This window comes from Streptomyces sp. NPDC048288, from assembly GCF_043201555.1.
Taxonomy (GTDB): Bacteria; Actinomycetota; Actinomycetes; order Streptomycetales; family Streptomycetaceae; genus Streptomyces.
The window spans coordinates 363,497-387,640 of sequence record NZ_JBICZD010000003.1 but is presented as its reverse complement, the minus strand read 5'-3'; the positions used below and the strand labels follow the sequence as shown (position 1 = coordinate 387,640).

General features: G+C 71.8%; 25 protein-coding genes. 13 read left to right on the top strand and 12 right to left on the bottom strand.

Annotated elements, in window-relative coordinates:
* Positions 1 to 77 precede the first annotated feature (77 nt).
* Complete coding sequence (locus ACGFZS_RS13040; RefSeq protein ID WP_393795465.1) at positions 78 to 2,489, top strand: MMPL family transporter; 2,412 nt, start codon at positions 78 to 80, stop codon at positions 2,487 to 2,489.
* Positions 2,490 to 2,495: 6 nt separating this feature from the next.
* On the opposite strand, the gene ACGFZS_RS13035 is transcribed toward ACGFZS_RS13040, so the two are convergent.
* The 4 genes from ACGFZS_RS13035 to ACGFZS_RS13020 form a co-directional block, all read right to left on the bottom strand.
* Positions 2,496 to 3,233 carry a TetR/AcrR family transcriptional regulator gene (locus ACGFZS_RS13035; protein WP_393795131.1) on the bottom strand — a complete coding sequence of 246 codons (738 nt, stop codon included), beginning with the start codon at positions 3,231 to 3,233 and terminating at the stop codon, positions 2,496 to 2,498.
* 9 nt (positions 3,234 to 3,242) lie between these two features.
* Positions 3,243 to 3,737 carry a thiol-disulfide oxidoreductase DCC family protein gene (locus tag ACGFZS_RS13030; protein ID WP_393795130.1) on the bottom strand — a complete coding sequence of 165 codons (495 nt, stop codon included), beginning with the start codon at positions 3,735 to 3,737 and terminating at the stop codon, positions 3,243 to 3,245.
* Complete coding sequence (locus ACGFZS_RS13025) at positions 3,734 to 4,141, bottom strand: hypothetical protein (protein ID WP_365694889.1); 408 nt, start codon at positions 4,139 to 4,141, stop codon at positions 3,734 to 3,736. The genes ACGFZS_RS13030 and ACGFZS_RS13025 overlap by 4 nt, the downstream gene beginning before the upstream one ends.
* A 94-nt stretch (positions 4,142 to 4,235) precedes the next feature.
* The gene (locus tag ACGFZS_RS13020; RefSeq protein ID WP_393795129.1) at positions 4,236 to 4,646 is read right to left on the bottom strand and encodes a VOC family protein; all 411 of its coding nucleotides are present in this window, start codon (positions 4,644 to 4,646) and stop codon (positions 4,236 to 4,238) included.
* A gap of 131 nt (positions 4,647 to 4,777) precedes the next feature.
* Between ACGFZS_RS13020 and ACGFZS_RS13015 the strand changes: the two genes are divergently transcribed.
* Positions 4,778 to 5,218 carry a hypothetical protein gene (locus ACGFZS_RS13015; protein WP_393795128.1) on the top strand — a complete coding sequence of 147 codons (441 nt, stop codon included), beginning with the start codon at positions 4,778 to 4,780 and terminating at the stop codon, positions 5,216 to 5,218.
* Positions 5,219 to 5,285: 67 nt separating this feature from the next.
* Positions 5,286 to 6,191, top strand: a complete 906-nt coding sequence (locus ACGFZS_RS13010; protein WP_393795127.1) for a hypothetical protein — start codon at positions 5,286 to 5,288, stop codon at positions 6,189 to 6,191.
* On the opposite strand, the gene ACGFZS_RS13005 is transcribed toward ACGFZS_RS13010, so the two are convergent.
* From ACGFZS_RS13005 to ACGFZS_RS12975, 7 genes are all read right to left on the bottom strand, one after another.
* The gene (locus ACGFZS_RS13005; RefSeq protein WP_393795126.1) at positions 6,188 to 6,490 is read right to left on the bottom strand and encodes a hypothetical protein; all 303 of its coding nucleotides are present in this window, start codon (positions 6,488 to 6,490) and stop codon (positions 6,188 to 6,190) included. The genes ACGFZS_RS13010 and ACGFZS_RS13005 overlap by 4 nt on opposite strands.
* A complete protein-coding gene (locus ACGFZS_RS13000; RefSeq protein WP_393795125.1) occupies positions 6,490 to 6,936 on the bottom strand; it encodes a hypothetical protein in 447 nt (148 codons plus the stop codon). Before ACGFZS_RS13000 ends, ACGFZS_RS13005 begins: the two co-directional genes overlap by 1 nt.
* Before the next feature lie 274 nt (positions 6,937 to 7,210).
* The gene (locus ACGFZS_RS12995; RefSeq protein ID WP_393795124.1) at positions 7,211 to 7,975 is read right to left on the bottom strand and encodes a succinate dehydrogenase iron-sulfur subunit; all 765 of its coding nucleotides are present in this window, start codon (positions 7,973 to 7,975) and stop codon (positions 7,211 to 7,213) included.
* On the bottom strand, positions 7,975 to 9,729 hold the full coding sequence (gene sdhA, locus ACGFZS_RS12990) for a succinate dehydrogenase flavoprotein subunit (RefSeq protein WP_393795123.1): 1,755 nt from the start codon (positions 9,727 to 9,729) through the stop codon (positions 7,975 to 7,977). The genes ACGFZS_RS12995 and sdhA overlap by 1 nt, the downstream gene beginning before the upstream one ends.
* 24 nt (positions 9,730 to 9,753) lie before the next feature.
* Positions 9,754 to 10,233: a succinate dehydrogenase hydrophobic membrane anchor subunit gene (locus tag ACGFZS_RS12985; RefSeq protein WP_351714984.1), complete on the bottom strand. Its 480-nt coding sequence runs from the start codon at positions 10,231 to 10,233 to the stop codon at positions 9,754 to 9,756.
* A 5-nt stretch (positions 10,234 to 10,238) separates the two neighbouring features.
* Positions 10,239 to 10,619 carry a succinate dehydrogenase, cytochrome b556 subunit gene (gene sdhC / locus ACGFZS_RS12980; RefSeq protein WP_362312441.1) on the bottom strand — a complete coding sequence of 127 codons (381 nt, stop codon included), beginning with the start codon at positions 10,617 to 10,619 and terminating at the stop codon, positions 10,239 to 10,241.
* Between the two features lie 192 nt (positions 10,620 to 10,811).
* A complete protein-coding gene (locus ACGFZS_RS12975) occupies positions 10,812 to 11,360 on the bottom strand; it encodes a 2-oxo-4-hydroxy-4-carboxy-5-ureidoimidazoline decarboxylase (RefSeq protein WP_393795122.1) in 549 nt (182 codons plus the stop codon).
* 155 nt (positions 11,361 to 11,515) lie between these two features.
* Here ACGFZS_RS12975 and ACGFZS_RS12970 point away from each other — a divergent pair, with 155 nt between their 5' ends.
* From ACGFZS_RS12970 to ACGFZS_RS12945, 6 genes are all read left to right on the top strand, one after another.
* Positions 11,516 to 13,186, top strand: a complete 1,671-nt coding sequence (locus ACGFZS_RS12970; protein ID WP_393795121.1) for a glycoside hydrolase family 20 protein — start codon at positions 11,516 to 11,518, stop codon at positions 13,184 to 13,186.
* Positions 13,187 to 13,288: 102 nt separating this feature from the next.
* Positions 13,289 to 14,053 carry a DUF4328 domain-containing protein gene (locus ACGFZS_RS12965; RefSeq protein WP_393795120.1) on the top strand — a complete coding sequence of 255 codons (765 nt, stop codon included), beginning with the start codon at positions 13,289 to 13,291 and terminating at the stop codon, positions 14,051 to 14,053.
* Positions 14,054 to 14,186: 133 nt separating this feature from the next.
* On the top strand, positions 14,187 to 14,672 hold the full coding sequence (locus ACGFZS_RS12960; protein WP_393795119.1) for a hypothetical protein: 486 nt from the start codon (positions 14,187 to 14,189) through the stop codon (positions 14,670 to 14,672).
* Between the two features lie 87 nt (positions 14,673 to 14,759).
* Entirely contained in the window at positions 14,760 to 15,317 is a 558-nt protein-coding gene (locus ACGFZS_RS12955) for a hypothetical protein (protein ID WP_393795118.1), read from the top strand.
* A gap of 448 nt (positions 15,318 to 15,765) precedes the next feature.
* Positions 15,766 to 16,146: a hypothetical protein gene (locus ACGFZS_RS12950; RefSeq protein ID WP_393795117.1), complete on the top strand. Its 381-nt coding sequence runs from the start codon at positions 15,766 to 15,768 to the stop codon at positions 16,144 to 16,146.
* An 87-nt stretch (positions 16,147 to 16,233) separates the two neighbouring features.
* Positions 16,234 to 17,706 (top strand): MFS transporter, encoded by a 1,473-nt coding sequence (locus ACGFZS_RS12945; RefSeq protein ID WP_393795116.1) that lies wholly within the window; start codon positions 16,234 to 16,236, stop codon positions 17,704 to 17,706.
* Positions 17,707 to 17,719: 13 nt separating this feature from the next.
* Here ACGFZS_RS12945 and ACGFZS_RS12940 read toward each other — a convergent pair whose 3' ends face one another.
* Entirely contained in the window at positions 17,720 to 20,020 is a 2,301-nt protein-coding gene (locus ACGFZS_RS12940) for a peptidoglycan recognition protein (protein WP_393795115.1), read from the bottom strand.
* Between the two features lie 296 nt (positions 20,021 to 20,316).
* Here ACGFZS_RS12940 and ACGFZS_RS12935 point away from each other — a divergent pair, with 296 nt between their 5' ends.
* From ACGFZS_RS12935 to ACGFZS_RS12920, 4 genes are all read left to right on the top strand, one after another.
* Entirely contained in the window at positions 20,317 to 20,934 is a 618-nt protein-coding gene (locus ACGFZS_RS12935) for an RNA polymerase sigma factor (protein ID WP_393795464.1), read from the top strand.
* A gap of 114 nt (positions 20,935 to 21,048) precedes the next feature.
* On the top strand, positions 21,049 to 21,774 hold the full coding sequence (locus ACGFZS_RS12930; RefSeq protein WP_393795114.1) for a hypothetical protein: 726 nt from the start codon (positions 21,049 to 21,051) through the stop codon (positions 21,772 to 21,774).
* A 388-nt stretch (positions 21,775 to 22,162) separates the two neighbouring features.
* Complete coding sequence (locus ACGFZS_RS12925) at positions 22,163 to 22,825, top strand: RNA polymerase sigma factor (RefSeq protein WP_393663757.1); 663 nt, start codon at positions 22,163 to 22,165, stop codon at positions 22,823 to 22,825.
* Positions 22,825 to 23,889 (top strand): hypothetical protein, encoded by a 1,065-nt coding sequence (locus ACGFZS_RS12920; RefSeq protein ID WP_393795113.1) that lies wholly within the window; start codon positions 22,825 to 22,827, stop codon positions 23,887 to 23,889. The genes ACGFZS_RS12925 and ACGFZS_RS12920 overlap by 1 nt, the downstream gene beginning before the upstream one ends.
* Positions 23,890 to 24,144 lie beyond the last annotated feature (255 nt).

The following is a 24,144-nucleotide window of genomic DNA, read 5'->3' as shown; positions in this document are numbered from 1 at the left end:
CCGATCCTGTTGCCCAGGACCTGGGGGACCGACCGACCGAAGTGATCTACGACAAGGAGCTGTTGAGCGTGACGGCATTGGCACGGTGGTGCTATCGGCACCGGCTGGTGGTCCTGTTGCTGTGGGTGGGGGCACTCGTCGGCGTGGGCTTCTCGGCCTCCTCGGCGGGCACGAACTACGCGAACGTGTTCTCCCTCCCCGACACGGACTCCAAGACGGCGTACGACCTGATGGAGAAGGCCTTCCCGAACACCTCCGGTGACACGGACACCGTGGTGTGGAAGGCCGACAGCGGCTCGGTGACGGACCAGGCGGTCAAGGACCGCGTCCAGCCGGCCCTCGACAAGATCGCGAAGCTGCCCGGCGTGGGCGCGGTCACCAGCCCCTACGCCGGCGACCGGGGCGCGGCGCAGATCAGCAAGGACGGCAGGATCGCCTACGCCCAGCTGACCTTCACCAAGCGGGCCAACGAGATCCCGAAGGAACAGGTCCAGAAGGTCCTCGACACCGCGCAGGCCGCCGAACGCGACGGCCTCCAGGTGGAGCTGGGCGGCCAGGCCATCCAGCGCGTCCAGGAGCCGCCGCAGGGCCTGTCCGAGATGGTCGGCATCATCGCCGCGGCCGTCGTGCTGTTCCTCGCCTTCGGCTCGTTCTTCGCGATGACCCTGCCCATCGCGATCGCCGTCTTCGGCGTCGGCATGGGCCTGTTCTCCACCCAGCTGCTCAGCCACGTCACCGACATCCCCGACATCGCGCCGCTGCTCGCGTCCCTGATCGGCCTCGGTGTCGGCATCGACTACGCCCTGTTCATCGTCACCCGGCACCGGCGCGGCATCCTGCGCGGCATGGACCCGGAGGAGTCGGCGGTCACCGCCCTCAACACCTCCGGCCGGGCGGTGCTGTTCGCGGGCGGCACGGTCTGCATCGCCCTGGCCGGCATGCTGGTCACGCGGCTGGCCTTCCTGCAGGGCGTGGTCATCGGCACGTCCCTGACGGTCGTGCTGAGCGTCCTAGCGGCCACCACCCTCCTGCCCGCCCTGCTCGGCTTCCTCGGCCCGCGCGTCCTCAGCCGCCGCCAGCGCCGCCGGCTGGCCGCCGAGGGCCCGGAGCCGGAGAAGGCGAGCGGGCTCGCGGCCCGCTGGTCGGCGAACGTGCAGAAGCGCCCGCGCCGCATCGCCGCGCTCGCCGTGGTCGTCATGGCCGTCCTCGCCATCCCGGTCCTCTCGCTCCGCCTGGGCGCCACCGACCAGGGCAACGACGACGCGTCCACCACCACCAGGAAGGCCTACGACCTGCTCGCCGATGGCTTCGGCCCCGGCTTCAACGGCCCCCTCCAGGTGGTCAGCGTCGGCGGCGACACGGCGAAGCTGGTCCAGGGCCTGAAGTCGACCCCGGGGATCGCCCAGGTCGCCGAACTGCCGCCGTCCCAGGGCGTCACGGTCATCCAGGTGGTCCCCACCACCTCGCCCCAGTCGAAGGAGACCGACGACCTCATCGACACCCTGCGCGACCAGGTGATCCCGAAGGCGGGCGCCGAGGCCCATGTGGGCGGGGTGACGGCGGTGTCGAAGGACTTCGCCTCGGTCACCGGCGACCGGCTCCCGCTCTTCATCGCGACGATCATCACCCTGGGCTTCCTGCTCCTCCTGATCGCCTTCCGCTCCCTGGTGGTCCCGCTGACGGCGGCCCTGATGAACCTGATCGCGGCGGCGGCCTCGTTCGGCGTCCTCGTCGCGGTCTTCCAGTGGGGCTGGGGCCTGGACCTGCTGGGTCTCGGCAAGGAGGGCCCGATCAACGCGTTCCTCCCGGTCATCATGCTCTCCCTGCTCTTCGGCCTCTCGATGGACTACCAGGTGTTCCTGGTGAGCCGGATGCACGAGGAGTGGGTGCACACCAGGGACAACGCGCGGGCGGTCCGGGTCGGCCTCGCGGAGACCAGCCGGGTCATCAACTCCGCCGCCCTGATCATGGTCTGCGTCTTCCTGGCCTTCGTCCTCAGCGGCGACTCGGGCGCGGCGACGGCGGGCGTGGGCCTGGCGGCGGCGGTCGCGCTGGACGCCTTCATCCTCCGTACGGCCCTGGTCCCGGCGGCGATGCACCTGCTGGGCAACTCGAACTGGTGGCTGCCGGCCTGGCTGGACAAGCGGCTCCCGCACCTGGCCGTGGAGCCCCAGGAGACGGCCCCGGAGCCGGCCGGGCCGACCGGCCCGGCCACCGCGATCCACGGCTTCGTCCGCACTCCGGACGGCGACCCGGTGGAGGACGCCTCGGTCACCCTGATGTCCAAGGGCGGCCGTCAGCTGGACCGGGTCACCTCCCTCGCGGACGGCTCGTACATCGTGTCGGTCCCGTCCCCGGGCGCCTATCTGCTCGCGGTGACCTCGGAGTCGTACGGCTCGAAGGCCCGGCAGGTGACGGTGACGGAGGGGCCGATGGTGTACGACGTCGAGCTGGCGGAGGGGGAGGTGGACGCGGTCAACCGGCCCTGAGGGGGGTCACCGGCGCTCCCTGCCCACCGGATCCGGCAGCACCCGGGTCATCCCCGGCAGGAAGTCCGTGAACAGCTCGTGCACCTCGAGGACGAGCGGTCGTAGCACCCGGAACCGCGCGAGGGAGACGCCTCGCGCGGTCAGCCGGGCCCCCCGCTCGGCCAGCCGGTAGCTGCGCTCCCGCCCCTCGGTCCGGTCGAAGATCCAGTACAGCACCAGGCCCATCTGCGACAGCCACATCAACTCCGGCAGCACATCCCGCAGTTCGGGAGCCACCTTGGTCTTCGCCCCCGCCAGCACCTCCCGGTGCACGCTGATCGCCTCCTCGCGCGCGTGCTCGCTCTCCGGGGAGAACGGGCTGAGCGGGCTGTCCGGGTCGGCGGCGTTCTTGAAGAAGTGGACCGCGAACTCGTGGTACGGCCGCGCGAGGTCCAGCCACACCTTCAGCACGCCCGAGAGCCGCGCCTCCAGGTCGGTCTCCCGGTCCAGGACCTCGCGGACCGCCACCCGGTGCTCGGCGGCGAGCTGGTCGTAGAAGCCCTGGATCAGGTGTTCCTTGCCGGCGAAGTAGTAGTACGCGTTGCCCACGGAGACCCCGGCCTCCGTGGCGATGGCCCGCATCGTGGTCTTCTCGTAGCCGCGCTCCCGGAACAGCCGCATCGCGGTCTCCAGGATCAGCGCGCGGGTCTGCTCGGACTTGCTCTGGGCAGCGGCCTCGGCGGGACCGTCGTTCTTCGCGGACACGGACAGAGCCTAACGAGTGGCGCAGACGCCGCCGGCACAGCCCGGAGGCTCGTAGATCCACCCGATGCCGGGTTCGTAGACCCACCCGTCCTCCCGCCGGAAGGCCTTCCCGTTCCCCAGCCCGCCCCGCCACCAGGCGGCGGCCAGCACCGCGCCCCGGGCCAGCCGCGCCCCCGCCGGCGTGCTCAGCCGGTGGGCGAGCGGCCGCTGTTCCCGCAGCGCCCACAGGACGACGATCCAGGCGGCGGTGTCCCGGTAGACCTGCCCGCCGTCCCCGACGACCGTGACCTCGTCGAGGGTGGCCGAGTGGTCGAGCCCGGGGAACCGGGCCCGGGCCTCGTCCGACCCGGCGGGGACGAGGGTGAGCGGCACCAGCTGCGGCTGGCGCGCCAGCCAGTCGCGCAGGTGGGTGCAGAGGGAGCACTCGGCGTCGTAGAGCACGGTGAGCCCGCGGACCGGGACGCGCGCGGCGCCCCGGTCGTCGGTGGTGGTCACGGTGCTCACGCCCCGGCCGCCGGCGCGGTCCAGCCCTGCGGCGGGACCGGCGGGAGCTGTTCCTTCTCCATGATCCCGCGGCGCCGGATCCGGTTCAGCACGTACACGTTGCCGAGGTGCATCACACCGAGCACGAGCAGCACGACCCCGATCTTCGAGGACAGCGCCTCGAAGATCCCGCGGGTGTCCTCGATCGTGTCGCTGGTGTGCAGGTAGAGCGCGACGAAGCCGAGGTTGACGAGGTAGAAGCCGACCACCAGGAGGTGGTTCACGGCGTCGGCGAGCTTCTCGTTCCCCTGCAGGACGTCGGAGAGGAAGATCCGCCCGTTGTGGCTGAGGGTGCGGGCCACCCAGACGGTGAGCCCGATGCTGACGAGCAGGTAGATGACGTAGGCGATGACGGTACGGTCCATGCCCCACCCCTTCTTGAACGCGTTCAAAACGCTGACGGGGATGACTGTAGACCTGCTTTTGAACGTGTTCAACTCGGTTGTGGAGTGACCCCGTTCACGCCCGCCGGGCGAGCTCCGGCCGCTTGATGTAGTCGGTGAACCCGAGGACGTTCCCCCAGGGGTCGGCGACCTCGACGGTCCACCCCGTGGCCACCGAGAACGGCTCGTCCAGCACCGCGATCCCGGCGTCCTTGAGCCTGCGCGCCGCGACCCGCGCGTCCGGCACCTCCAGCCACACCCGCGGCGCGGCCCACACCGCCGGCCGGTGCCCCAGCCCCTCCTCGACCCGCAGCAGGATCCCGGGCGTCTCGCCCCCGACCCTCAGCAACGCGATCCCGCCCTCGTCGAACCGGAACCCGACCGCGAACCCGGCCCGCTCGTAGAAGGCGACGGCGGCCGTGAGATCCCCGACGGGGATCAGCACATTGTCGAAACCGAGCAGTTCGTACGACTCGTCATCTGACATGCGATCAGATTAGGAGCGAAGATGACAGTTGCCGGGCGGGCTGACCGTCGGGTCACTCAATGGGCCGAGACACGGTCCGCCCCGTCGGTACGCTGTGCCCTCGTCGGTGCCGCGCGAGCGAGGGGGCGGGGATGGCTCCGGGAGCAGAGGCCTTCTGCGGCGAGGTACGGGCGGCGTTCGCCGGGGTCGCCGAGCGGCTGGGGCTGGACGGGCCGGGCGAGGCGGAGACGGACCGGCATCTCGCCGTCGCGACCTACATCGGCTCGGCCGTGACGTACAAGGTGGTCCTCGGCCTGTGGCAGGGGGACGTCGAGATCCACGCCTGCCGCCGCACCGCCCTCACCGAATGCAAGGTCGGCGTCGAGGGCCTGGCTCTGGCGGCGGGCGTTGTCGACCGCCCCGGCCGGGTCTCCTTCGGCGCCCGCACCCTCCGCCAGCTCCGCAGGTCCCTCACCGGCCAGGTCCGCTACCTCGAACTCGTCCACCCCGTCGTCTCCGGCGACCCCGACACCGCCTTCGCCCTCATGCGCGCGGCAGGCGCCCGCGAGTGGCAGAGACCTGCCGTGAGCTGACCTCGGCGCCGCCCTCATACTGAACACCGCTCAGAACTGTGGTGGGGTACGGGGAGGACGGGGCGCCGTGCGACGAGTGCTGTCGGTGCACTTCGCGCCGTCCGCCCTGTTCGTCGCCGGGGTGCTCGCCCTGATACGCGCGGGCAGCTTCTCGGGGCACAGCGACTGGGGTGCCGTGTGCCCGGCCGATCCCACGGCAGCGCTGGCCCTCCTCACGACCATCACCGTCACCGCCGCACTCCTCGGCCTGCTGCTGCAGCCGTTCCAGGTGCGGGCGGTGCGGGTGCTGGAGGGGTACTGGGACCGGTGGCCGCTCACGGCCCGGCTCGCGGGGGTGCTGGCCGCGCTGCAGCGTAGACGGTGGCAGGCGCTGCGGCGGCGGGCGGTGGCGTCCGCGGACGGGGACGCGGACCGGAGAACACGGGCCGACGCGCGCCGACGCCTCGCCGCCCTGCCGACGGTCGACATCCTTTTGCCCACGGCCCTGGGCAACGCGCTGCGCGCGGGGGAGGTGAGCGCCGGCGAACGCTACGGTCTGACGACGCTGACCTCCTGGCCGCGCATCTACCCCCAGGTGTCCGACCCCCTCGCCGAGGCGCTCCACTCCGCCCGCGACGCGCTCGACAGCGCCGTGAACCTCTGCTGGGCGTTCTCGGCCCTCACGGCCGCGAGTGCGGTGGCCCTGTACGACGAATCGTCCGCCTGGTGGCTGTGCGCCGCCGGCCTGGTACTGGCGGCCGTGGCGTACAAGGGCGCGGTGACCACGGCGCAGGCCTACTCCGGCCTGATGCACGTCGTATACGACCTCCACCGCTTCGATCTGCTGGACGCCCTGCACTATCCGCTGCCCGCGGATCCGGCGAGCGCCGAAGCACTGTTCGGCGAGGTGTCGGACGAATTCACGGGGCGGCGGCGCCGGCAGCCGTACGGCCATGCGCCGACCGGCGACCCGAACGTACCGCCGGAGGACTAGGCGCCGTCGAGGACCGCCCAGACCTTGTCGTGCTGGGCCGTGAGGTCCTTGCCTTCGCAGAGCTCGAGAACGGCCGGCGGCAGAAACCTGTAGGGGCAGTCCTCGGTGTGCCTCACCGCCAGGGCACCCGACGCCTGGAGGAATGCCTTCACTTCGGCGACGTTGTCGCGCTCGACGACAGTGTTCCAGGCGGCGATGTCCGGCTGGGCGTAGCCGCCCGGAAACGGAGCCTCGCAGCCGTATTGGGGGCACAGGTTTGTCGGGGGTGCGTTGCCCGGGAGCGTCACGTCGTAGAGCATCAGTTTGCGCCTCCGTCCAGTGACTTGGGTTCTTCGGCGGCCTGGTCGATTTCCTCGTGGAACAGGCGGCGGATCCACCACAGTTCGATGGCAGCGCCCGTGAACGCTAGGCCGACAGCGCCCCAACGCGCGATCGCGTGGTTGTCGCGAGGAATCAGCGAGGTGGTCACGGCGAGGATCAACAGCATGGTGCCGGTGTTGAAGGCGATGACGGCCTTCCGGATCCGTGACCTCCACTTGATGAAGTGCTTCGCATGGCTCTTCGCGGCCTTGCTGCCGTCGACGCGGTCCTTCCCGTACCAGTCTTCGATCGTCGCCTTGTTGTAGAGGTACCTGCGGGCGTCCGCCCCGATCTGAATGCTCGCGATCAACGCGACGGCGGCTGCGACGACGAGCAACAGCGTCAGGTCGGCGTACCGGAAGTGCTTGCCCTCCACGATGATCACACCGACCAGGGAAAGCGCCGCTCCTGCGAGCAGAGGAGCCGCCACCGTGAGGCTTGAGGTCGTGGCCTCCGCGTAACCGAGCGGATAGGGAACTCTAGGCCCCGGATCCGGCTTCGCCCTTCTGATCATGAACCGCCCCCCACCTTTTGGGCAATGTCCCCGGAGTGTGACAGACGGAACGACTCGTTCAGTAGATGGCGATAACTGGCCAGAAACACCAGAGAGCCCCGTTTCCGAAGTGGCGGAGACGGGGCTCTGGGGTGAGGGAAGGGGATCAGAAGCGGCGGGTGATCAGGGCGCGCTTGACTTCCTGGATGGCCTTGGTGACCTCGATGCCGCGGGGGCAGGCGTCGGTGCAGTTGAAGGTGGTGCGGCAGCGCCAGACGCCGTCGCGGTCGTTGAGGATTTCGAGGCGCTGCTCGCCCGCCTCGTCACGGCTGTCGAAGATGAAGCGGTGTGCGTTGACGATGGCGGCCGGGCCGAAGTACTGGCCGTCGTTCCAGAAGACCGGGCACGAGGAGGTGCAGGCGGCGCAGAGGATGCACTTCGTGGTGTCGTCGAAGCGCTCGCGGTCCTCGGCGGTCTGGAGACGCTCGCGCGTGGGCTCGTTCGTGTCCTTCGTGATGAGGAAGGGCATGACGTCCCGGTACGCCTGGAAGAACGGCTCCATGTCGACGACCAGGTCCTTGAGGACCGTCAGGCCCTTGATGGGCTCGACCGTGATCGGCTTCTCGGGGTTGATGTCCTTGATCAGCGTCTTGCACGCGAGGCGGTTCTTGCCGTTGATGCGCATCGCGTCCGAGCCGCAGATGCCGTGCGCGCAGGACCGGCGGAAGGTCAGCGTGCCGTCGACGTCCCACTTGATCTTGTGGAGGCCGTCGAGGACGCGCTCCTTCGGGTCGATCTCCAGCAGGAAGTCTTCCCAGACCGCGTCCGCCGAGACCTCCGGGTTGAACCGGCGGACCCGGAAGGTGACGGTGATCAGGTGGTCCGAGGCCGCGGCCTCCGCCTCCACCTTGTCCAGAACGGGGGTTGCCATCAGTACTTACGCTCCATCGGCTGGTAGCGGGTCTGGACGACCGGCTTGTAATCGAGACGGATGGACTCGGTGCCGTCGTCGCCCACCTCGCGGTACGCCATGGTGTGGCGCATGAAGTTGACGTCGTCGCGGTTGGGGTAGTCCTCGCGGTAGTGACCGCCGCGGGACTCCTTGCGGGCGAGCGCGGAGACCGCCATGACCTCGGCGAGGTCGAGCAGGTTGCCCAGCTCGATCGCCTCGAGGAGGTCCGTGTTGAAGCGACGCCCCTTGTCCTGGATCGAGACGTTCTTGTAGCGCTCGCGCAGCTCCGCGATCTTCTCGACCGCCGTCTTGATCGTCTGCTCGGTGCGGAACACCATGACGTTGGCGTCCATGGTCTCCTGCAGCTCCTTGCGGATCGTGGCGACCCGCTCGTTGCCCGTGGAGGTGCGCAGCTGCTCGATCTGGGAGACGACGAACTCGGCCGGGTTCTCCGGGACGTCGACGTAGTCCACGGTGTGCGCGTACTCGGCGGCCGCGATGCCCGCCCGGCGGCCGAACACGTTGATGTCGAGCAGCGAGTTGGTGCCCAGGCGGTTGGCGCCGTGGACCGAGACGCAGGCGACCTCGCCGGCCGCGTACAGGCCCGGGACGACGGTGGTGTTGTCGATGAGGACCTCACCCTCGACGTTCGTCGGGATGCCGCCCATCGCGTAGTGCGCGGTGGGCTGGATCGGGATCGGGTCCGTGTACGGCTCGATACCGAGGTAGGTGCGCGCGAACTCCGTGATGTCGGGCAGCTTCGCGTCCAGCTGCTCCGGCGGGAGGTGGGTGAGGTCGAGGTAGACGTGGTCGCCCTCGGGACCGCAGCCGCGGCCCTCACGGATCTCCGTGTAGATGGAGCGGGAGACGACGTCACGGGACGCGAGGTCCTTCATGACCGGCGCGTACTTCTCCATGAAGCGCTCGCCGTCCTTGTTGCGGAGGATGCCGCCCTCACCGCGGGCGCCCTCCGTCAGCAGGATGCCCATGCGCCAGATGCCGGTCGGGTGGAACTGGAAGAACTCCATGTCCTCCAGCGGCAGACCACGGCGGTAGACCGCGGCCTGGCCGTCACCGGTCAGCGTGTGGGCGTTCGACGTCACCTTGAAGAACTTGCCGGTGCCGCCGGAGGCGTAGATGACCGCCTTCGCCTGGAAGATGTGGATCTCGCCGGTGGCCAGCTCGTACGCCACCACACCGGACGACTTCTTGACGCCGTCGACCTCGGTGATCAGCTGGTCCAGGACGTAGAACTCGTTGAAGAACTCCACGCCCTCCTTGACGCAGTTCTGGTACAGCGTCTGGAGGATCATGTGGCCGGTGCGGTCCGCGGCGTAGCAGGACCGGCGGACCGGGGCCTCGCCGTGGTTGCGGCTGTGACCGCCGAACCGGCGCTGGTCGATGGTGCCGTTGGGCGTCCGGTTGAACGGCAGGCCCATCTTCTCCAGGTCGAGGACGGCGTCGATGGCCTCCTTCGCCAGGATCTCGGCGGCGTCCTGGTCGACCAGGTAGTCACCGCCCTTGACCGTGTCGAAGGTGTGCCACTCCCAGTTGTCCTCCTCCACGTTGGCGAGCGCGGCGGCCATACCGCCCTGCGCGGCGCCCGTGTGGGAGCGGGTGGGGTAGAGCTTCGTCAGGACCGCGGTGCGGCTGCGCTTCGTCGACTCGATGGCCGCGCGCATGCCCGCGCCGCCGGCGCCGACGATGACGGTGTCGTACTTGTGGATCTTCATGTCGTTAGTACCTCAGCCCCGTGCCTAGCGGATGTTCGGGTCGAAGGTGAAGATCACCAGCGAGCCCAGCAGGATGGTGAACACCGTGGCCGTGTAGAGCAGGCCCTTGAGCCACAGCCGGGTGTTCGCGCGCTCCGCGTAGTCGTTGATGATCGTGCGCAGGCCGTTCGCGCCGTGCAGCATCGCGAGCCACAGCATCAGCAGGTCCCAGACCTGCCAGAACGGGCTCGCCCAGCGGCCGGCCACGAAGGCGAAGCCGATCTTCGACACGCCGCCGTCGAGCACCAGCTGGATCAGCAGGTGGCCGAGGACGAGGACGACCAGCACGACGCCGGACAGGCGCATGAACAGCCAGGCGGCCATCTCGAAGTTGCCGCGGGTGGAGCGCGGGGTCTTCTTTGTGCGCTTGCGCGGGGCCTCGATGAGGGGGGCCGGGTTGTCGACGTTGAAGAGGGGCGCGCCCTCGACGGGGCCGACGCCGGCGGTGGTTTCAGTGGTCGACATCTGCGTCAGCTCCCGAACAGGACACGAGCGGCGTGGCCGAGAACGGGGTAGATGGCCCCGACCATGAGGACGACCCAGACACCGACGACCGTCCAGAGCATCTGCTTCTGGTAGCGCGGGCCCTTCGACCAGAAGTCGACGGCGATGACACGCAGGCCGTTGAGCGCGTGGAAGAGAATGGCGGCCACGAGGCCGTACTCCAGCAGTGCGACGATCGGCGTCTTGTACGTGGCTACGACCTTGTCGTAGTCCTCGGGGGAGACGCGGACGAGAGCGGTGTCCAGCACGTGAACGAACAGGAAGAAGAAAATGAGGACGCCGGTGACTCGGTGAGCCACCCAGGACCACATTCCTTCCCGGCCGCGGTACAGCGTTCCAGCCGGCACGGAAGTCCCTCCGGGAGCGGGGTATCGGGGCCGCGCCGGCTTGTGGGTGTCGGTCGGGCCCGGCCGGGTACGGTCCACCGGCCCCCAGCATCGTAGCGATGCGCTGCCGCTGGGCTTACGCCGGGCCTACCGGTGTGATCAAAGTGGCACGCGGATGGGTTAGCCGGGCGGTGTCCGGGGTGCCGGGTTCGGTCATTTGCCGGATGCGGGTGCGTTTGGGCTGGTCGCGCAGTTCCCCGCGCCCCTGAGTTTCTCGGCGAGCCGTTGCCCGGCAAGGCGCCGGAGTTCCTCTGCCGCGATGATCCGTTCCTCTTCCGGATCGTTTGTCAAACGTGACCGGATGCCTTCCAGGACGCGGTCCAGGGATTCGGTGGGCGGCGTGTCTCCCAGGTAGATGACGAACACGTGCCCGAACTTGGCCTCGTAGGCGGCGTGGGCCGCCGTCAGGGCCGTGTGGGCCGCCGAGTACGTGTCCTCCGGCAGCTCCGGCAGGCACTCGCCCGCCAGTGCCTCCGACAGGTCCGCCGGGGAGAGGTCGTACGCCGCCTCGTCCGCCGCGGCCAGGAGGGACTCCACGTCGGGGTAGGGGCGGTGGTCGGCGATGCGGCGGGACCAGCGCAGGCTGTGGAGGCAGTGCAGGAGCAGCGCGCCGGCCTCGGCGTCGGGGGCGGCGTTGAAGGCGTCCAGCGGGGTGGGGAGATGGGGCAGACGGTGGGCGGGCAGCGTGGGTCCTCGCGTCACATGCGGTGTGGCAGGGGATGCTGGGAGAGATGTGTCGTCGACGTTATCGAGGACGTTCACGGTGTGTCCGTTGGTTGCCTGAATTTCACCCGAACGGGAGAGTTTCGGAGCGGGTGGATGACGTCGGTGCGGTGGTCGCGTCGTAGGTTGGGGCCGTGAGCCAGCACAGGCGCAGGCCTTCGGGACGGCAGGTCGCGCGGCGGCGGGCGGTGGTCGCCGCCGCCTTCGTGGGGACCGTTGCGCTCGGTACGGGCATCGGGGTGTGGGCCGCCTCCGACGACGGCGACGGCGAGACGGCGGCCGGATCGGCCCGGCGGCCCTCCGGGAGCAGCCAGGCCGCCTCGTCCGCCGACCGGGCCGGGGCCGCCACCCCCACTCCCGCGCCCACCCGCAGCTACCCCCTCTCCCAGGCCCCGCGCACCATCCCCGCCGTGCGCTCCCACACCGCCGCCCGGGGACCCGGCTGGCGCCCCGCGAAGAACGGGCGGGTCGTGGTGAGCGACCCGGCGCTGGCCGACGAGGGGCGGCTGACGGCGGGCGAACTGGGGCTGGCGTACGCCGGACAGAAGGGCGCGAACGAGGACGTACGCGCCGGTGATCTGCGGCTCGACCTCGGCGGCACCGGGGACCCGGAGTCGTACACCATGACCGTGCGCGGCGGGTCGGTGCGGATCGTCGGGCCCGGGGACGCGGGTGTCTTCTACGGCACCCGGACGCTGAAGCAGGAGGTGCGCGGCGGCGGCACCGCCCCCGAGGGGGTCGTGAAGGACCAGCCGGCCAAGCCGCAGCGCGGGTTCATGCTGGACATCGCGCGCAAGCCGTTCACCGCCGGGTGGATCGAGGCCCGGACGAAGGAGCTCGGCGATCTCAAGTACAACCAGTTCGGGCTGCACTTCTCCGACGACCAGGGCTTCCGGATCGAGTCCGCCACCCACCCCGAGATCGTCTCCAAGGACCACCTGACCAAGGCTCAGGTCAAGCGGATCGTCGCGCTCGCCGCGAGCCGGCACATCCAGGTCGTCCCCGAGATCGACTCGCCCGGTCACCTCGGCGCCGTCCTCGCCGCCCACCCCGAACTGCAACTGCGCAACGCGCAGGGCGTCGCCACCAAGGGCGCCGTCGACATCTCCCTGGACGCCTCCGCGAAGCTCGTCGACGACCTGCTCGACGAGTACGCCGACGTATTCCCCGGCTCCTACTGGAACCTCGGCGGAGACGAGTACCAGGCCCTGACCGTCGCCGACCCGGAGGCCTCCTACCCGCAGCTCGCCGACGCCGCGCGGCAGGCGTACGGCGACTCGGGCACCGTCGCCGACCTCACCACCGGCTGGCTGGGCGACCGCGCCGACACCGTCCGCTCCCACGACCGCACCCTGCGGGCCTGGAACGACGGCTTCTTCCGGGGCACCTCCGTGCAGCCCGCCGAGGACCTCCAGGTCGCCTACTGGACCGGCAAGGAGATCGGCGCCCGGCAGCCGGCGGAGTACCTGAGCGCCGGGCGGAAGGTCCTCAACTACAACGACGAGTTCCTCTACTACGTCCTCGGCGAGCCCAACACCTTCGTCTATCCGACCGGGCAGCGGATCTACCAGCAGTGGACCCCGCGCGTGCTGCGCGGCACCACGGCCGTCCCCGCCGCCTACGACGCGCAAATCCTCGGCGGCTCGTTCGCGGTCTGGTGCGACCTCGCGGACTCCCAGACGCAGGACCAGGTGGCCGCCGGAATCCGGATGCCGCTGCGGGCCACCGCGCAGAAACTCTGGGACCCGCGCACCCCGGCGCTGTCCTGGACGGCGTTCGAGGGACTCGCGGACAAGCTGGGCTGATACGGGGTCAGAGGTGGACGTACGGCGGTGGCGGGCCGTATGTTCCGCTTCCGCGCGCGGACCGGGGGAGGGTTCCGTGCCCTACCCCGGGGGGACTCCGCCTTGATCTGCGCCCGCTGTCACCACTTCGCCGCCGCGCCCGGCACCACCCTGTGCCACCGCTGCCTGGGCGACTCGTCCGAGCCCGTCCCGGCGTTCGGGAGTTCGCCGGGGCTGTGGCTGCGCTCGCCGGTCGGGCTCGGCTGGGCCGCCGTGGTGCTGCTCGGGGTCGTCATCGCCGCCGATCTGTTCGCCGTCTGCGCGGACCTCCTCCAGTACGACGCCGCGGGCGCGCTGGCCGACGGCGAGCCGAGCGCCGCCGCCTTCCGCCGGGCCGGGCGCGCCGACTCGCTGCTTGCCGCGGCCGCCGGGGCCCAGGCCGTCGCGCTGGTCGCCTGCGTGATCGTGTACCTGTGCTGGTTCCAGCGGGTGCGGGCCAACTCCCAGGTCTTCAACCCGCTCGGGCACCGCAAGTCGCCGGGCTGGGCGATCGGCGGCTGGTTCGTGCCCGTCGTGAACCTCTGGTTCCCGCGCCGGATCACCCTCGACATCTGGGACGCCAGCAGCCCCTGGGGCACGACCCGTTCGCACGCGCTGGTCAACGCCTGGTGGACGCTCTGGCTGGGCTCGCTGTTCGCCGACCGCCTCGCCACGACCGGCGACGGCGACGCCGAGGGCGCGGCCCAGGTCCGCGACGGCGCCCTGCGGATGGTGATCTCGGACTCCCTCGACATCGCCGCCGCCGTCCTCGCGATCCTCGTCGTGGTGCGGCTGACCCGCATGCAGCACGAGAAGGCGATGGCGGGCGCCGCCCCGGCCGCGCTCTGATCCGCGCACGGATCCGCGCACGGATCTGCGCACGGATCTGCGGCGTGATGCGTGCCCTGATCCGCGGTCGCACGCGTCTGGCGGACTCCCTTGCCTCTGTGGTGTATTCGGCCCGGGACGAGGGGGGACCGGTATGGGGCACTGGGGGTATTTCGTCGTCGGACGCGGCGGGCTGCCGCCCGACGGGGGTGTGCTGCGGACCTCGGCTCCCGAGGGCTGGCAGGTGTGGCAGTACGACAGCCCGGACGCCGACGTCGGCAGCATGAACGCCCTCGCCGCGCGCACCGGTTCGCCCGCGCTGTTCGGCTATGTGATGGACGGCGCCTGTGTGGTCGTCGAGGCGGCGGGGCTGGAGAGCGGCGGCTGGACCACCTGTCTGGGCCGGGCCGCGGCGGGCCGGTATCTGGGGGTCGGCGAACAGGGCCTGTCGCTGGAGGACTACTTCCTCGAACCCCGGGACGCCGCCGGCCGCGCCGTCGCCTGGGCGGCCGAGGCCGGGCACACCGTCGGCGCCGACGCGCTGCTCGCCGTCCTCGGTGCCGACCCGGACCCGTCGGCGCCGTTGGCCGAAAACCCTTTCTTCCGGCTGCTCGACCTGCTGGGCGTCGTACCGCTGTGACACTCCCGGCGGATCGCACGCAGTTAGGGGAAGTGCGGGCTCCGTAAAGGTCGGCGCCTTGGTATGGACCGGTGTGGGAGGCGTGGCATGAGCCTGGTGGAGCTGATCGCGCAGGCCGATGAACGCGGACTGGCCGCCAGCGGATTGGCCTGTTTGGATCGGTGCGTGCCACTGCTCGGCGGGGACGACCTGGTGCTGCGGCCGCTGTGGACGAGCCTCGCCGACGGCTCCGACTGGGGCGAGGGGCTGGAGAAGGCGCGCGGCTCGCTCGGCACCGGTGGGACGGCCGCCGGGGGCGCCGACGAGGCCGAGATGCTCGCCCGCCGGATGCTCGCCGCCGCGCCCGAGTCGCACGAGGCGGCCGGCATCCGGGTCTGGGCCGACGCCTGCTCCGTCGCCTCGCTGCAGATCCACCGGCTCCTGGACCCCGCCGAGGGCGCGGCGGCCCCGGCCGACACCCGCCGCGAGGGCGGTGCCGAGGGCATGTCCCCGCTGGTCGCCGCCGAACTCCGCCGGCAGGTCACCGTCCTCGAACTGATCGCCGGCCACGGCCCGTCCGGACTGCGCCGCGCCCTGGACATCTCCACCGAGGGCCGCCGCGTGCTGCGCGCAGTGGTCTCCCGCCGGGCCCGCGGCCGGGCCTGAACCGTCGGGTTTTGAACCGCCGGGCCTGAGTCGCCGGGCCTGAGCCGCCGGGCCCGCGGCCGGGTCTGAGTCGCCGGGCCTGAACTGCCGGGCCCGCGGCCGGGTCTGAACCGCCGGGTCTGAACCGCCGGGTCTGAACCGCCGGGTCTGAACCGCCGGGTTTGAGCCGTCGGGCTCGCGGCCGGGCCGGAACCGAGGGACCTGAACCGAGGGACCTGAACCGCCGGGCCTGAACCGCCGGGCTTGAAATGTCGGGCCCGCGGTCCGGTCTGAGGCGCCGGGTCTGAGCCGCAGGGCCTGAGCCGCCGGACCTGAGAGGTTCCTGTGCGTGTCGTGCGGTGGAGCTGCGGTGGACTTGAGGGGGTCCTGCGCCGGTTGCGGAAACGGCCCGGATCCGGGTGACGAAAACGCCGCTGACCTCGCTCTTCTCTATGTGACAGCCCACTACGTGACAGCACAGCAGCAGCCCAGGCCGCACGCCGCCGTGAAACCGGCCCGCTGGGCGGCGGACGCGGTGGCCATGATGCGCGAGGGTGCGCGGGTCCGGCTCGACTACTCGGCGCAGAGCCTGTGGCGGGTCGACCGGACGATCGAGGACATACGCCGGGAGGGCGCGCCGTACGACGCCGTGCGGGAGATGCTCCGCGGCCTCGGGGCCTACGCAGGCGAGGTGATCGTCCGGCAGGGCGGCGCCGAGTGGTGGGCGTCGGGCGGCGACCACTGGATCCGCACCCACGACGGACGGCTGTGGGACCCCATCGACGAGGCCCGGCGCTGCTACGGCGGCCACGGCTCGCTGCGGCTGCTGTGCCGGGACGCGGTGGCATAGCCGCCCCGGCGCCCGGGGTTCGGCAAAAACCCCGTAATTGGAGACGCGGCCGTTCCCAACTGGCCCTGGCGGGGGCACGATTGACCCATGGCCGAAAACCGACGCTGGTGGGTCCTGGTCGTCATCGCACTGGCCCAGCTGATGGTCGTACTCGACATGACCATCGTCAATATCGCGCTCCCCTCCGCCCAGACCGCCCTGCACATGTCGGACGGGAACCGGCAGTGGGTCATCACCGCCTACACGCTCGCCTTCGGCGGACTGCTGCTGCTCGGCGGCCGGATCGCCGACCTGGCGGGACGGAAGATGGCGTTCCTGACCGGACTCGTCGGCTTCGCCGCCGCCTCCGCGCTCGGCGGGGCCGCGGTCAACGAGGGGATGCTCTTCGGGGCGCGGGCGCTGCAGGGCGTGTTCGCCGCGCTGCTCGCCCCGGCCGCGCTGTCGCTGCTCGCGACCACCTTCACCGATCCGAAGGACCGCGGGAAGGCGTTCGGCATCTTCGGCGCGATCATCGGCGCGGGTGCTGCGGTCGGGCTGCTCGCGGGCGGCTTCCTCACCCAGTACCTGGACTGGCGCTGGTGCTTGTACGTCAACGTGCCGATCGCGCTGGTCGCGTTCGCCGGTGCCTGGGTCCTGCTGCCCGGCGGCGGCCGCCACCCGGACGCCCGCCTCGACGTACCCGGCGCCCTGCTCGGCTCGGCCGGCATGCTCGCCCTGGTCTACGGCTTCTCCGAGGCGGAGTCCCGGAGCTGGACCGACTCCCTGGTCCTGACCCTGCTGATCGGCGGGGTCGCCCTGCTCGGCCTCTTCGGGCTCTGGCAGACCCGCGCCCCGGTCCCGCTGCTCCCCATGACCGTGGTCCGCGACCGGCAGCGCGTCGGCGCCTTCCTCACCGTGCTGCTCACCACCATCGGCATGTTCGGCGTCTTCCTCTTCCTCACCTACTACATGCAGCGCGTCCTCGGGTACTCGCCCGTGAAGACCGGCGTCGCCTACCTGCCCATCACCGTCGGCATGGTCACCGGCTCCACCCAGGTCGCCGCCCGGCTGCTGCACCGGGTCCCGCCGCGCGTGCTGATGGTCCCCGGGCTGCTGCTGGCGGCCGGGGCGCTCGCGCTGATAGCCCAGGTCGGGGTCGAGCCCGCGTACGCCTCGCACATCCTGCCCGGCATGCTGATGCTCGGCCTCGGCATGGGTACGGCGATGATGACCTCGGTCTCGCTGGCCACCGGCGGGGTCGCCCCGCGCGACTCGGGCGCGGCCTCGGCCACCTTCAACACCGCCCAGCAGGTGGGCGGTTCGATCGGCACCGCGCTGCTCAACACCATCGCCGCGAGCGTCACCACCCGCTACGCCGGCGCGCACGCCGCGAGCATCCCCGACCGGGCGCTCCTTGAGGCGAAGGCCGCGGTGCACGGCTTCAACGTGGCGACCTGGTGGGCGATGGCCGCGCTGCTGCTGGGCGCGCTCGTCGCCGGAGTGGTGGTGAACGCGGACCGGGCGCCCGTCCCGCTGGAAGCGCGGGAGCGGACGCCCGAACCGGTGGACTCGGCCACCTGAGCCGTTTCTCCGGCTACTTGAGGTACACCAGGCCGTCCGTCGTGACCGTCGGGCGGCCGCTGGTGCCGACCACCACGATCTTCACGGTGTGCTTGGCACTGGACGACCAGGTCTTGGTCCAGATCGCCTGGCGGTAGGAGGTCGTCGCGGACTTCAGGTCGACGGTCGCGACCTTGGCGCCGTCGACGTACACGTACGCCTGGCCCGAGGTGGCCGCCCGGCTGACCACCCAGGACGCGGACCGGCCGGTGAAGGTCCAGCTCAGGCTCGCGTTCTTGGAGGCGCTGGAGTACGACTTGCCGCCCAGGTAGCTGGTGGACGACCGGGCCGTCCAGGTACCGGACCTGACGGCCGAGGTCTCCTGGAGGATCACCGGGGTGAAGGACGGCGACGAGGTGCGGGTGTTGCCCGCGTAGTCGGCCGCCTTCATCGACCAGGTCGACGCCGAGCCCGGCTTGGCGGTGCGGCTGGAGCCGGTCGTGGTCGGGCCGAAGGCGGCCGTCGCCGGGGAGAGCAGGCTCACCGACTTCAGCGCCGCGTTGTCGGCGGCCTTCCAGCCGAGGGTGACCGGGACGGCGGTGGCGCTGACGGTGCCGGTGCGCAGGGAGAGCTTGGGCGCCGTGGTGAAGGTGGGCGCGGTGGTGTCGGTGACGACGGTCAGCGCGGCGGTCGTCGCGGTCCTGCCCGACTGGTGCACGGCCCGTACGGCGACGGTGTGGCTGCCCGCGGTGAGCGTGGCGCTCGCCGAGGTCGCCGTACCGGCGGCGGTGGCGGCCGGCTTGCCGTCCACCAGCACCTGGAACTTCGAGATCAGCGAACCGGGCGTGGTCGTCGACCACTTCGCCGTGACCGTGCCCTTGGTGTAGTACGTCGAGCCGGACAGGCCCGCGCCGGACAGCGAGGTGAGCTTCAGGCCCTGCACCGGGCCGGCCGCCCAGGCGCGGACGGTCGGCAGCTGCGGGTAGAGCGAGTTGCCGGGGCACTGGGTGTTGTAGCCGTCGCGGTGACCGGAGATCCGGTTGAAGGTGTACGCGGTGCCCGAGGTGTAGGCGGTGCCGAAGTAGTTGGTCTGGGTCGCGCCCGCCGTGAGCTTCACGGTCCCGGCCGGGTCGGCGCCGTACTGGCCGAGCTTCCAGGCCGCGAGCCGGGCGATCGACTCCAGGGCCGCGTCCGTGGCACCGGCGGTGGTGTAGTCACCGAGCACGGCGATACCGGCCGACTCCCGGTTCCAGCCGTAGGTGTGGGCACCGAGCACCGGCAGGCCGACGCCGCCCTTGCGGCCCTCGAAGATCGTGCCGCACTTGTCGACCAGGAAGTTGTAGCCGATGTCGTTCCAGTGCTCGGTCTGCGTGTGGTACGCGTAGATGCCCCGGACGATCGCCGGGGACTGCGCGCACGTGTAGTCGTTGGTGCCGTCCGTGTGGTGCACGAACACGGCCTTCACGTCCGCGTTGTAGTCCGACGGGTCCGGGCTCAGCGACTCGTCGGCGCCCCACCCGGCCCGCGAGACGATCGGCGGCTCGGGGACGGTGGACGGCGGAGCGGTGGGGGTACCGGCGGACGTGCTCGCCGAAGCCGAAGCCGAAGCCGAAGCCGACGAGGATGCCGAGGCCGATGCCGAGTCGGAGGCCGTCGCCGAGGGCGACTCGGACGCGGAGGCCGAGCCGCTCGGGGCGGCGGAGCCGGAGGCCGTCGCGGACTCGGTGGCCGAGGGGGACCCGGCGGGCGACTCGGAGCCGGCCGGCGACTGCGAGTCGGCGGGTGACGCGCTGTCGCTCGGGCTCCCCTCCACCACGAACGCCGCGGGCTCGGCCTTCGCCTCCGCGTCGGTCACCACCCCGGGGTCGACCAGGTTCACCTGGAGCCCCTTGGGCAGCCCGGAGCTGGTGGAGCCGTCCTGGTGGACGACCTGGACCTGGACACCGTCGGAGGGGCCGACCCACAGCGGCTCGGAGGCACCGCGCGCGCCGGCGCCGGCCTCCGGGTCCTCCAGCGGGTCGGCGGCCTCCAGGTCGTGCCAGGCGGTCCACTCACCCGTGCCGACGGACCGGGTGCGCACCTGGGCCGTACCGTGCAGCCGCTTGGCCGCCCCGGTCCACGAGACGCCGAGCAGCGAGAACTGTCTGGTGTCCGTGCGCGGCAGCTTCCGCTCGCCGCTCGCGCCGCCCGTCAGCGCCAGGTCGTACACCCGCACCGGCCGCTTGGCCTGTCCGCCGGCCCCGTGACCGGCGGACGGGCTGGCGACGGCGTACGACACCACGCCCCCGCCGCCCAGGACCACCGCACCCAGCGTCAGCCACACCCGCCGCTTCACGCTCAGCGGTCTGTACGCACGCGTCCCGCGTGGACTCACTCGTCCCCACCCCTAGAAGAAGACCATCGCTGTCACACCTGCCAGGCGCTGTCACGCCTGTCGCACAGGCAACGCTTGGACACAGCGTCCGCAGCTGACCAAACGTCACTCACGGCGGCCGGATCCGGCCGACTGTGACACTTCTGTGAGGGCGGACGCTGGTGATCGTGGGGGCCGCGCGCACCGCCGGACGGGGCGCACGGCACGAGGTCGGGTTCGCGGAACCCGATTCGCACTCGGTACGAACGAGGAACGTGTTGAGCCAGGGAGGGCGGACCCGCCGCGCGCAGGCCCACGACGCTGAGCTCGGTGACGCCGTGGCGCGCGCCCAGGAAGGCGACGAGGCCGCGTTCGCGGTCGCGTACCGGCTGGTGCAGCCCGGTCTGCTCGGCTACCTCCGCGGGATCGTCGGCGACGACGCCGAGGACGTGGCCGCGGACGCCTGGCTGGAAATCGCCCGGGACCTGGGCCGGTTCAAGGGCGACGGGGCCGGCTTCCGGGGCTGGACGGCGACCATCGGCCGGCACCGGGCGCTGGACCATCTGCGCCGGCTGAAGGTACGGCCCCGGTCGACGGCGCTGGAGCAGGACGTGCTGGACCTGCCGGGCACGTACAGCACCCATGACCAGGCCCTGGAGTCGCTCTCCACCGAGCGGGCGCTGGAACTGGTCCGCTCGCTGCCCCGCGACCAGGCGGAGGCGGTGCTGCTGCGGGTGGTGGTCGGCCTGGACGGCCCGGCCGCCGCCCGGGTGCTCGGCAAGCGCCCGGGCGCGGTCCGCACGGCCGCCCACCGGGGGCTGAAGGGCCTGGCCCGGCGGCTGGGTGCGACGGGTGTGACGCAGGAGGATCCCCGGACGCTGGGGGAGTCGACATGAACGCCGAGGACGGCGCGCACGGCGAGAACGCGACGAACGCCCCCGGCGGCAGGAACGTCAGGGGCGGCAGGAGTGGCCACGACGGGCGGCCGTCGGACAGGGACGGACAGGGACATGGGTGAACCGCGAAGCGACGATGCCGAGCGCGGCCGTCGGCACGCGCACCCCGACGGCACGGTGCCCGAGGCCGGGGCCGCCGGTCCGGCGCTGGAGGCGCTGCTCGCCGCCGCCATCCGCGGGGACGCCCCCGGCGCCGAGGGTGAACGGCAGGCGGTGGCCGCGTTCCGGACCGCCCGGGACGCCGGGGCGCACCGGGCGCGGACCCGGCGCCGGGACGACTGGCGCCCGCGCGAGCAGCGCCGCGTCCGCCGCTCGGTGAAGGCGGCCCTGACCATGGCCCTGGCGAGCCTCACCCTGGGCGGCGTCGCGGTCGCCGCGATCGGGTCCGTGCACTCCTCGGACCACGGCCACGACGACGGCCGGCGGCCCGGCTCCGCGCCGAGCGCACCGGGCGGCTCCACCGGCCGGCCGGCCACGGACGACCCCGGCACCCCCGGACTCACCGGCCCGTCCGGGCGCCCCGTCACCGCGCAGGACACCGAGGCCCACTGCCGGGCCTACGAGAAGGTCAAGGACAACGGCCGGGCGATGGATTCGACGGCCTGGCAGCGGCTGATCCAGGCCGCCGGCGGTGAGACGAACGTAACCGCGTACTGTGCCGAGCTGCTGTCACAGACGGCGGCAAACGGGAAGAAGGCTGCCAAGCCCGGCAACACGAAGAAGCCCGGCGACACGGGCAACTCGGGCAAGGGCAAGTCCGCGAGCGGCAAGGGCGACTGACTGCGCGGGCCGGCGGCCGGATGATCAACAGGCCCCGGGTGCCTCCGCGTTGACGCGCCGAGCGGCACCGAGGCAACGGCCGGGGCCGCCACCCCCCACAGGAGAGGCCCCGGCCGTCGCGCGGCACGGACCGCGCGGCGGCCCGTACTTCGTTCAGCGCCATGACTGCGTTTTCTGTCACACCCCACGGCGTCACGAGTCAGTTGCATCTTGTACGGACATGGACGGGGAACGGATTCAGTGCGTAACGTGCAGTTCGCGCCGGGCCGTGGAAGACGCATGACCACCGCAACCATCCACGGCCCCGAACATCAATTGAGGAACCACGACGGCGAGAAACCACGTCCGCGAGAGCGGCGCCGGTTTAGGCGCAGAGTAGGTATATCGGGTGCTGGGGGACGACGCGGAGCTGACCGCCGCGGTACGTGCGGCACAGGACGGGGACGAGACCGCGTTCCGCGTCGTCTACCGTGCGGTCCAGCCCCGCCTGCTCGGATACGTCCGCACGCTGGTCGGTGACCCGGACGCCGAGGACGTCGCCTCCGAGGCCTGGCTGCAGATCGCCCGGGACCTGGACCGGTTCAGCGGCGACGCGGACCGGTTCCGCGGCTGGGCCGCCCGGATCGCCCGCAACCGCGCCCTCGACCACATACGGATGCGCGGCCGCCGCCCCGCGATCGGCGGCGACGAGACGGAACTGGCCGGCCGGGCCGCCGAGTCGGACACCGCCGGCGAGGCCATCGAGGCGCTGACCACCGACTCCACCCTCGCGCTCATCGCCCGGCTGCCGCAGGACCAGGCCGAGGCGGTGGTCCTCAGGGTGGTCATGGGTCTCGACGCCAAGACCGCTGCCGATACCCTCGGTAAGCGCGCCGGCGCCGTGCGGACGGCGGCCCACCGGGGTCTGCGGAAACTCGCGGAACTCCTCGGCGCCGACCCGGACAAGGCGGGCGTCCTGGACGCGCTGCCGCCCCCGCGGGAACCGAATGATCGTGCGGTGACATCCGCGAGTGTGACGCATACGCGTTCGCGGACGCAGAAGGACATGTGATGGCCGACGAGCAGGACAAGTGGCTGAACCGGGCGACGGCGGAACGTCTGCTGCGCGGTGAGTCGCTGGAAGCCGTCGACGCATCCGCCCGTGACCAGGCAGAACGCCTCGCGCGCAGGCTCGGCTCGCTCTCCGTGCCGGCGGTGCCCGCCGACACCGAACTCCCTGGTGAGGAAGCCGCTTTGGCTGCCTTCCGCAAAGCGCGCGAATCCGCCGAGGACCAGCGGACCGCCCTGGCGCGGCAGCCGGGAAGGACCGGGCGGAGCGCCGACGCGGGGCTCTTCCGGATCGGCGCCGGTACCGGACCGCTCCGCGCCCCGGGCTGGGCCCGCCCCGCGCGGTTCGCCCTCGCCGCCGCGCTGACCGTCGGCATGCTCGGCGGGGTCGCCGCGGCGGTGGGCACCGGTGTGCTGCCGACCCCGTTCGGCGACGACCGCCCCGCGCCGGGGGCCTCCGTCTCGGCCGCCGGCACCCCCGCACAGCCGCAGGGCTCGACCTCGCCCGAGTCCCTGCTCGGCGGCGAGAGCGGCACCCCCTCCTCCGGCACCACGTCCGGCGGCTCCGGGACGTCCTCGCCCGCCCCGTCCGGCAAGCCGCGGGGGCGGGACACCGACTCGGCCGGCACCCCGGGCGGCCGGTGGAGCGGTGCGCTGACCTCCTGCCGGACCATCCTGAACGGCAAGCCGCTGGGCGCCGACCGCAAGCGCGCCCTGGAGGGACTGGCGGGCGGCGCCGGCCGGGTGAACAGGTTCTGCAAGACCGTCCTCGGCTCCGGCGCGAGCGCCGGCAAGGACGGCACGAACGGCGACGGCAAGGGCGGCTCGGGTGGCCAGGGCAACGGTGACGGCCAGGGCGGTGACAACGGCCAGGGCGGTGACGGCGACGGCCGGCCGGGCCGCACCGGCGGCTCCGGCGGCGGAGACGGCAGCGGAGACGGCAACGGCAACGGCGGGGGCAACGACCACCACGAGGACGGCGCCGCCTCACCCGCCCCGACCGGCTTCGCCCCCCTGCTGCCGAACCAGCCCGTCGCCACCCCGGACCCGACGTACAGCGCGCTTTGACCTTTAGGCAACGCTGTGACCTGCTGTTTTTAAAGTCGCTGAACTTTTTTCCCGCAGGGTGTGACGTTTTCAGCGGCGGCGGCGCAGTTAAGAGTGAGCCGACTGGTCATCGGCCGTCGCACAGAGCCGGGGTTCCCCCCGTACCTGCGGCTCGTGCATTGGCGCGGGGGGGGCCCCGGGCGCCCCCCCCCCCCCCCCCCCCCCCCCCCCCCCCCCCCCCCCCCCCCCCCCCCCCCCCGCCCCCCCGCGCGGGCC

Bases quoted from the DNA above. Each gene is read 5' to 3' on its own strand.
- sdhA (WP_393795123.1), bottom strand. From the start codon at position 9,729: ATGAAGATCCACAAGTACGACACCGTCATCGTCGGCGCCGGCGGCGCG.
- ACGFZS_RS12920 (WP_393795113.1), top strand. From the start codon at position 22,825: ATGGCCGACGAGCAGGACAAGTGGCTGAACCGGGCGACGGCGGAACGT.
- ACGFZS_RS12930 (WP_393795114.1), top strand. From the start codon at position 21,049: ATGGGTGAACCGCGAAGCGACGATGCCGAGCGCGGCCGTCGGCACGCG.
- ACGFZS_RS13005 (WP_393795126.1), bottom strand. From the start codon at position 6,490: ATGCTCTACGACGTGACGCTCCCGGGCAACGCACCCCCGACAAACCTG.
- ACGFZS_RS12955 (WP_393795118.1), top strand. From the start codon at position 14,760: ATGAGCCTGGTGGAGCTGATCGCGCAGGCCGATGAACGCGGACTGGCC.
- ACGFZS_RS12960 (WP_393795119.1), top strand. From the start codon at position 14,187: ATGGGGCACTGGGGGTATTTCGTCGTCGGACGCGGCGGGCTGCCGCCC.
- ACGFZS_RS13015 (WP_393795128.1), top strand. From the start codon at position 4,778: ATGGCTCCGGGAGCAGAGGCCTTCTGCGGCGAGGTACGGGCGGCGTTC.
- ACGFZS_RS12985 (WP_351714984.1), bottom strand. From the start codon at position 10,233: ATGTCGACCACTGAAACCACCGCCGGCGTCGGCCCCGTCGAGGGCGCG.
- ACGFZS_RS12945 (WP_393795116.1), top strand. From the start codon at position 16,234: ATGGCCGAAAACCGACGCTGGTGGGTCCTGGTCGTCATCGCACTGGCC.
- ACGFZS_RS12995 (WP_393795124.1), bottom strand. From the start codon at position 7,975: ATGGCAACCCCCGTTCTGGACAAGGTGGAGGCGGAGGCCGCGGCCTCG.
- ACGFZS_RS13020 (WP_393795129.1), bottom strand. From the start codon at position 4,646: ATGTCAGATGACGAGTCGTACGAACTGCTCGGTTTCGACAATGTGCTG.
- ACGFZS_RS13025 (WP_365694889.1), bottom strand. From the start codon at position 4,141: ATGGACCGTACCGTCATCGCCTACGTCATCTACCTGCTCGTCAGCATC.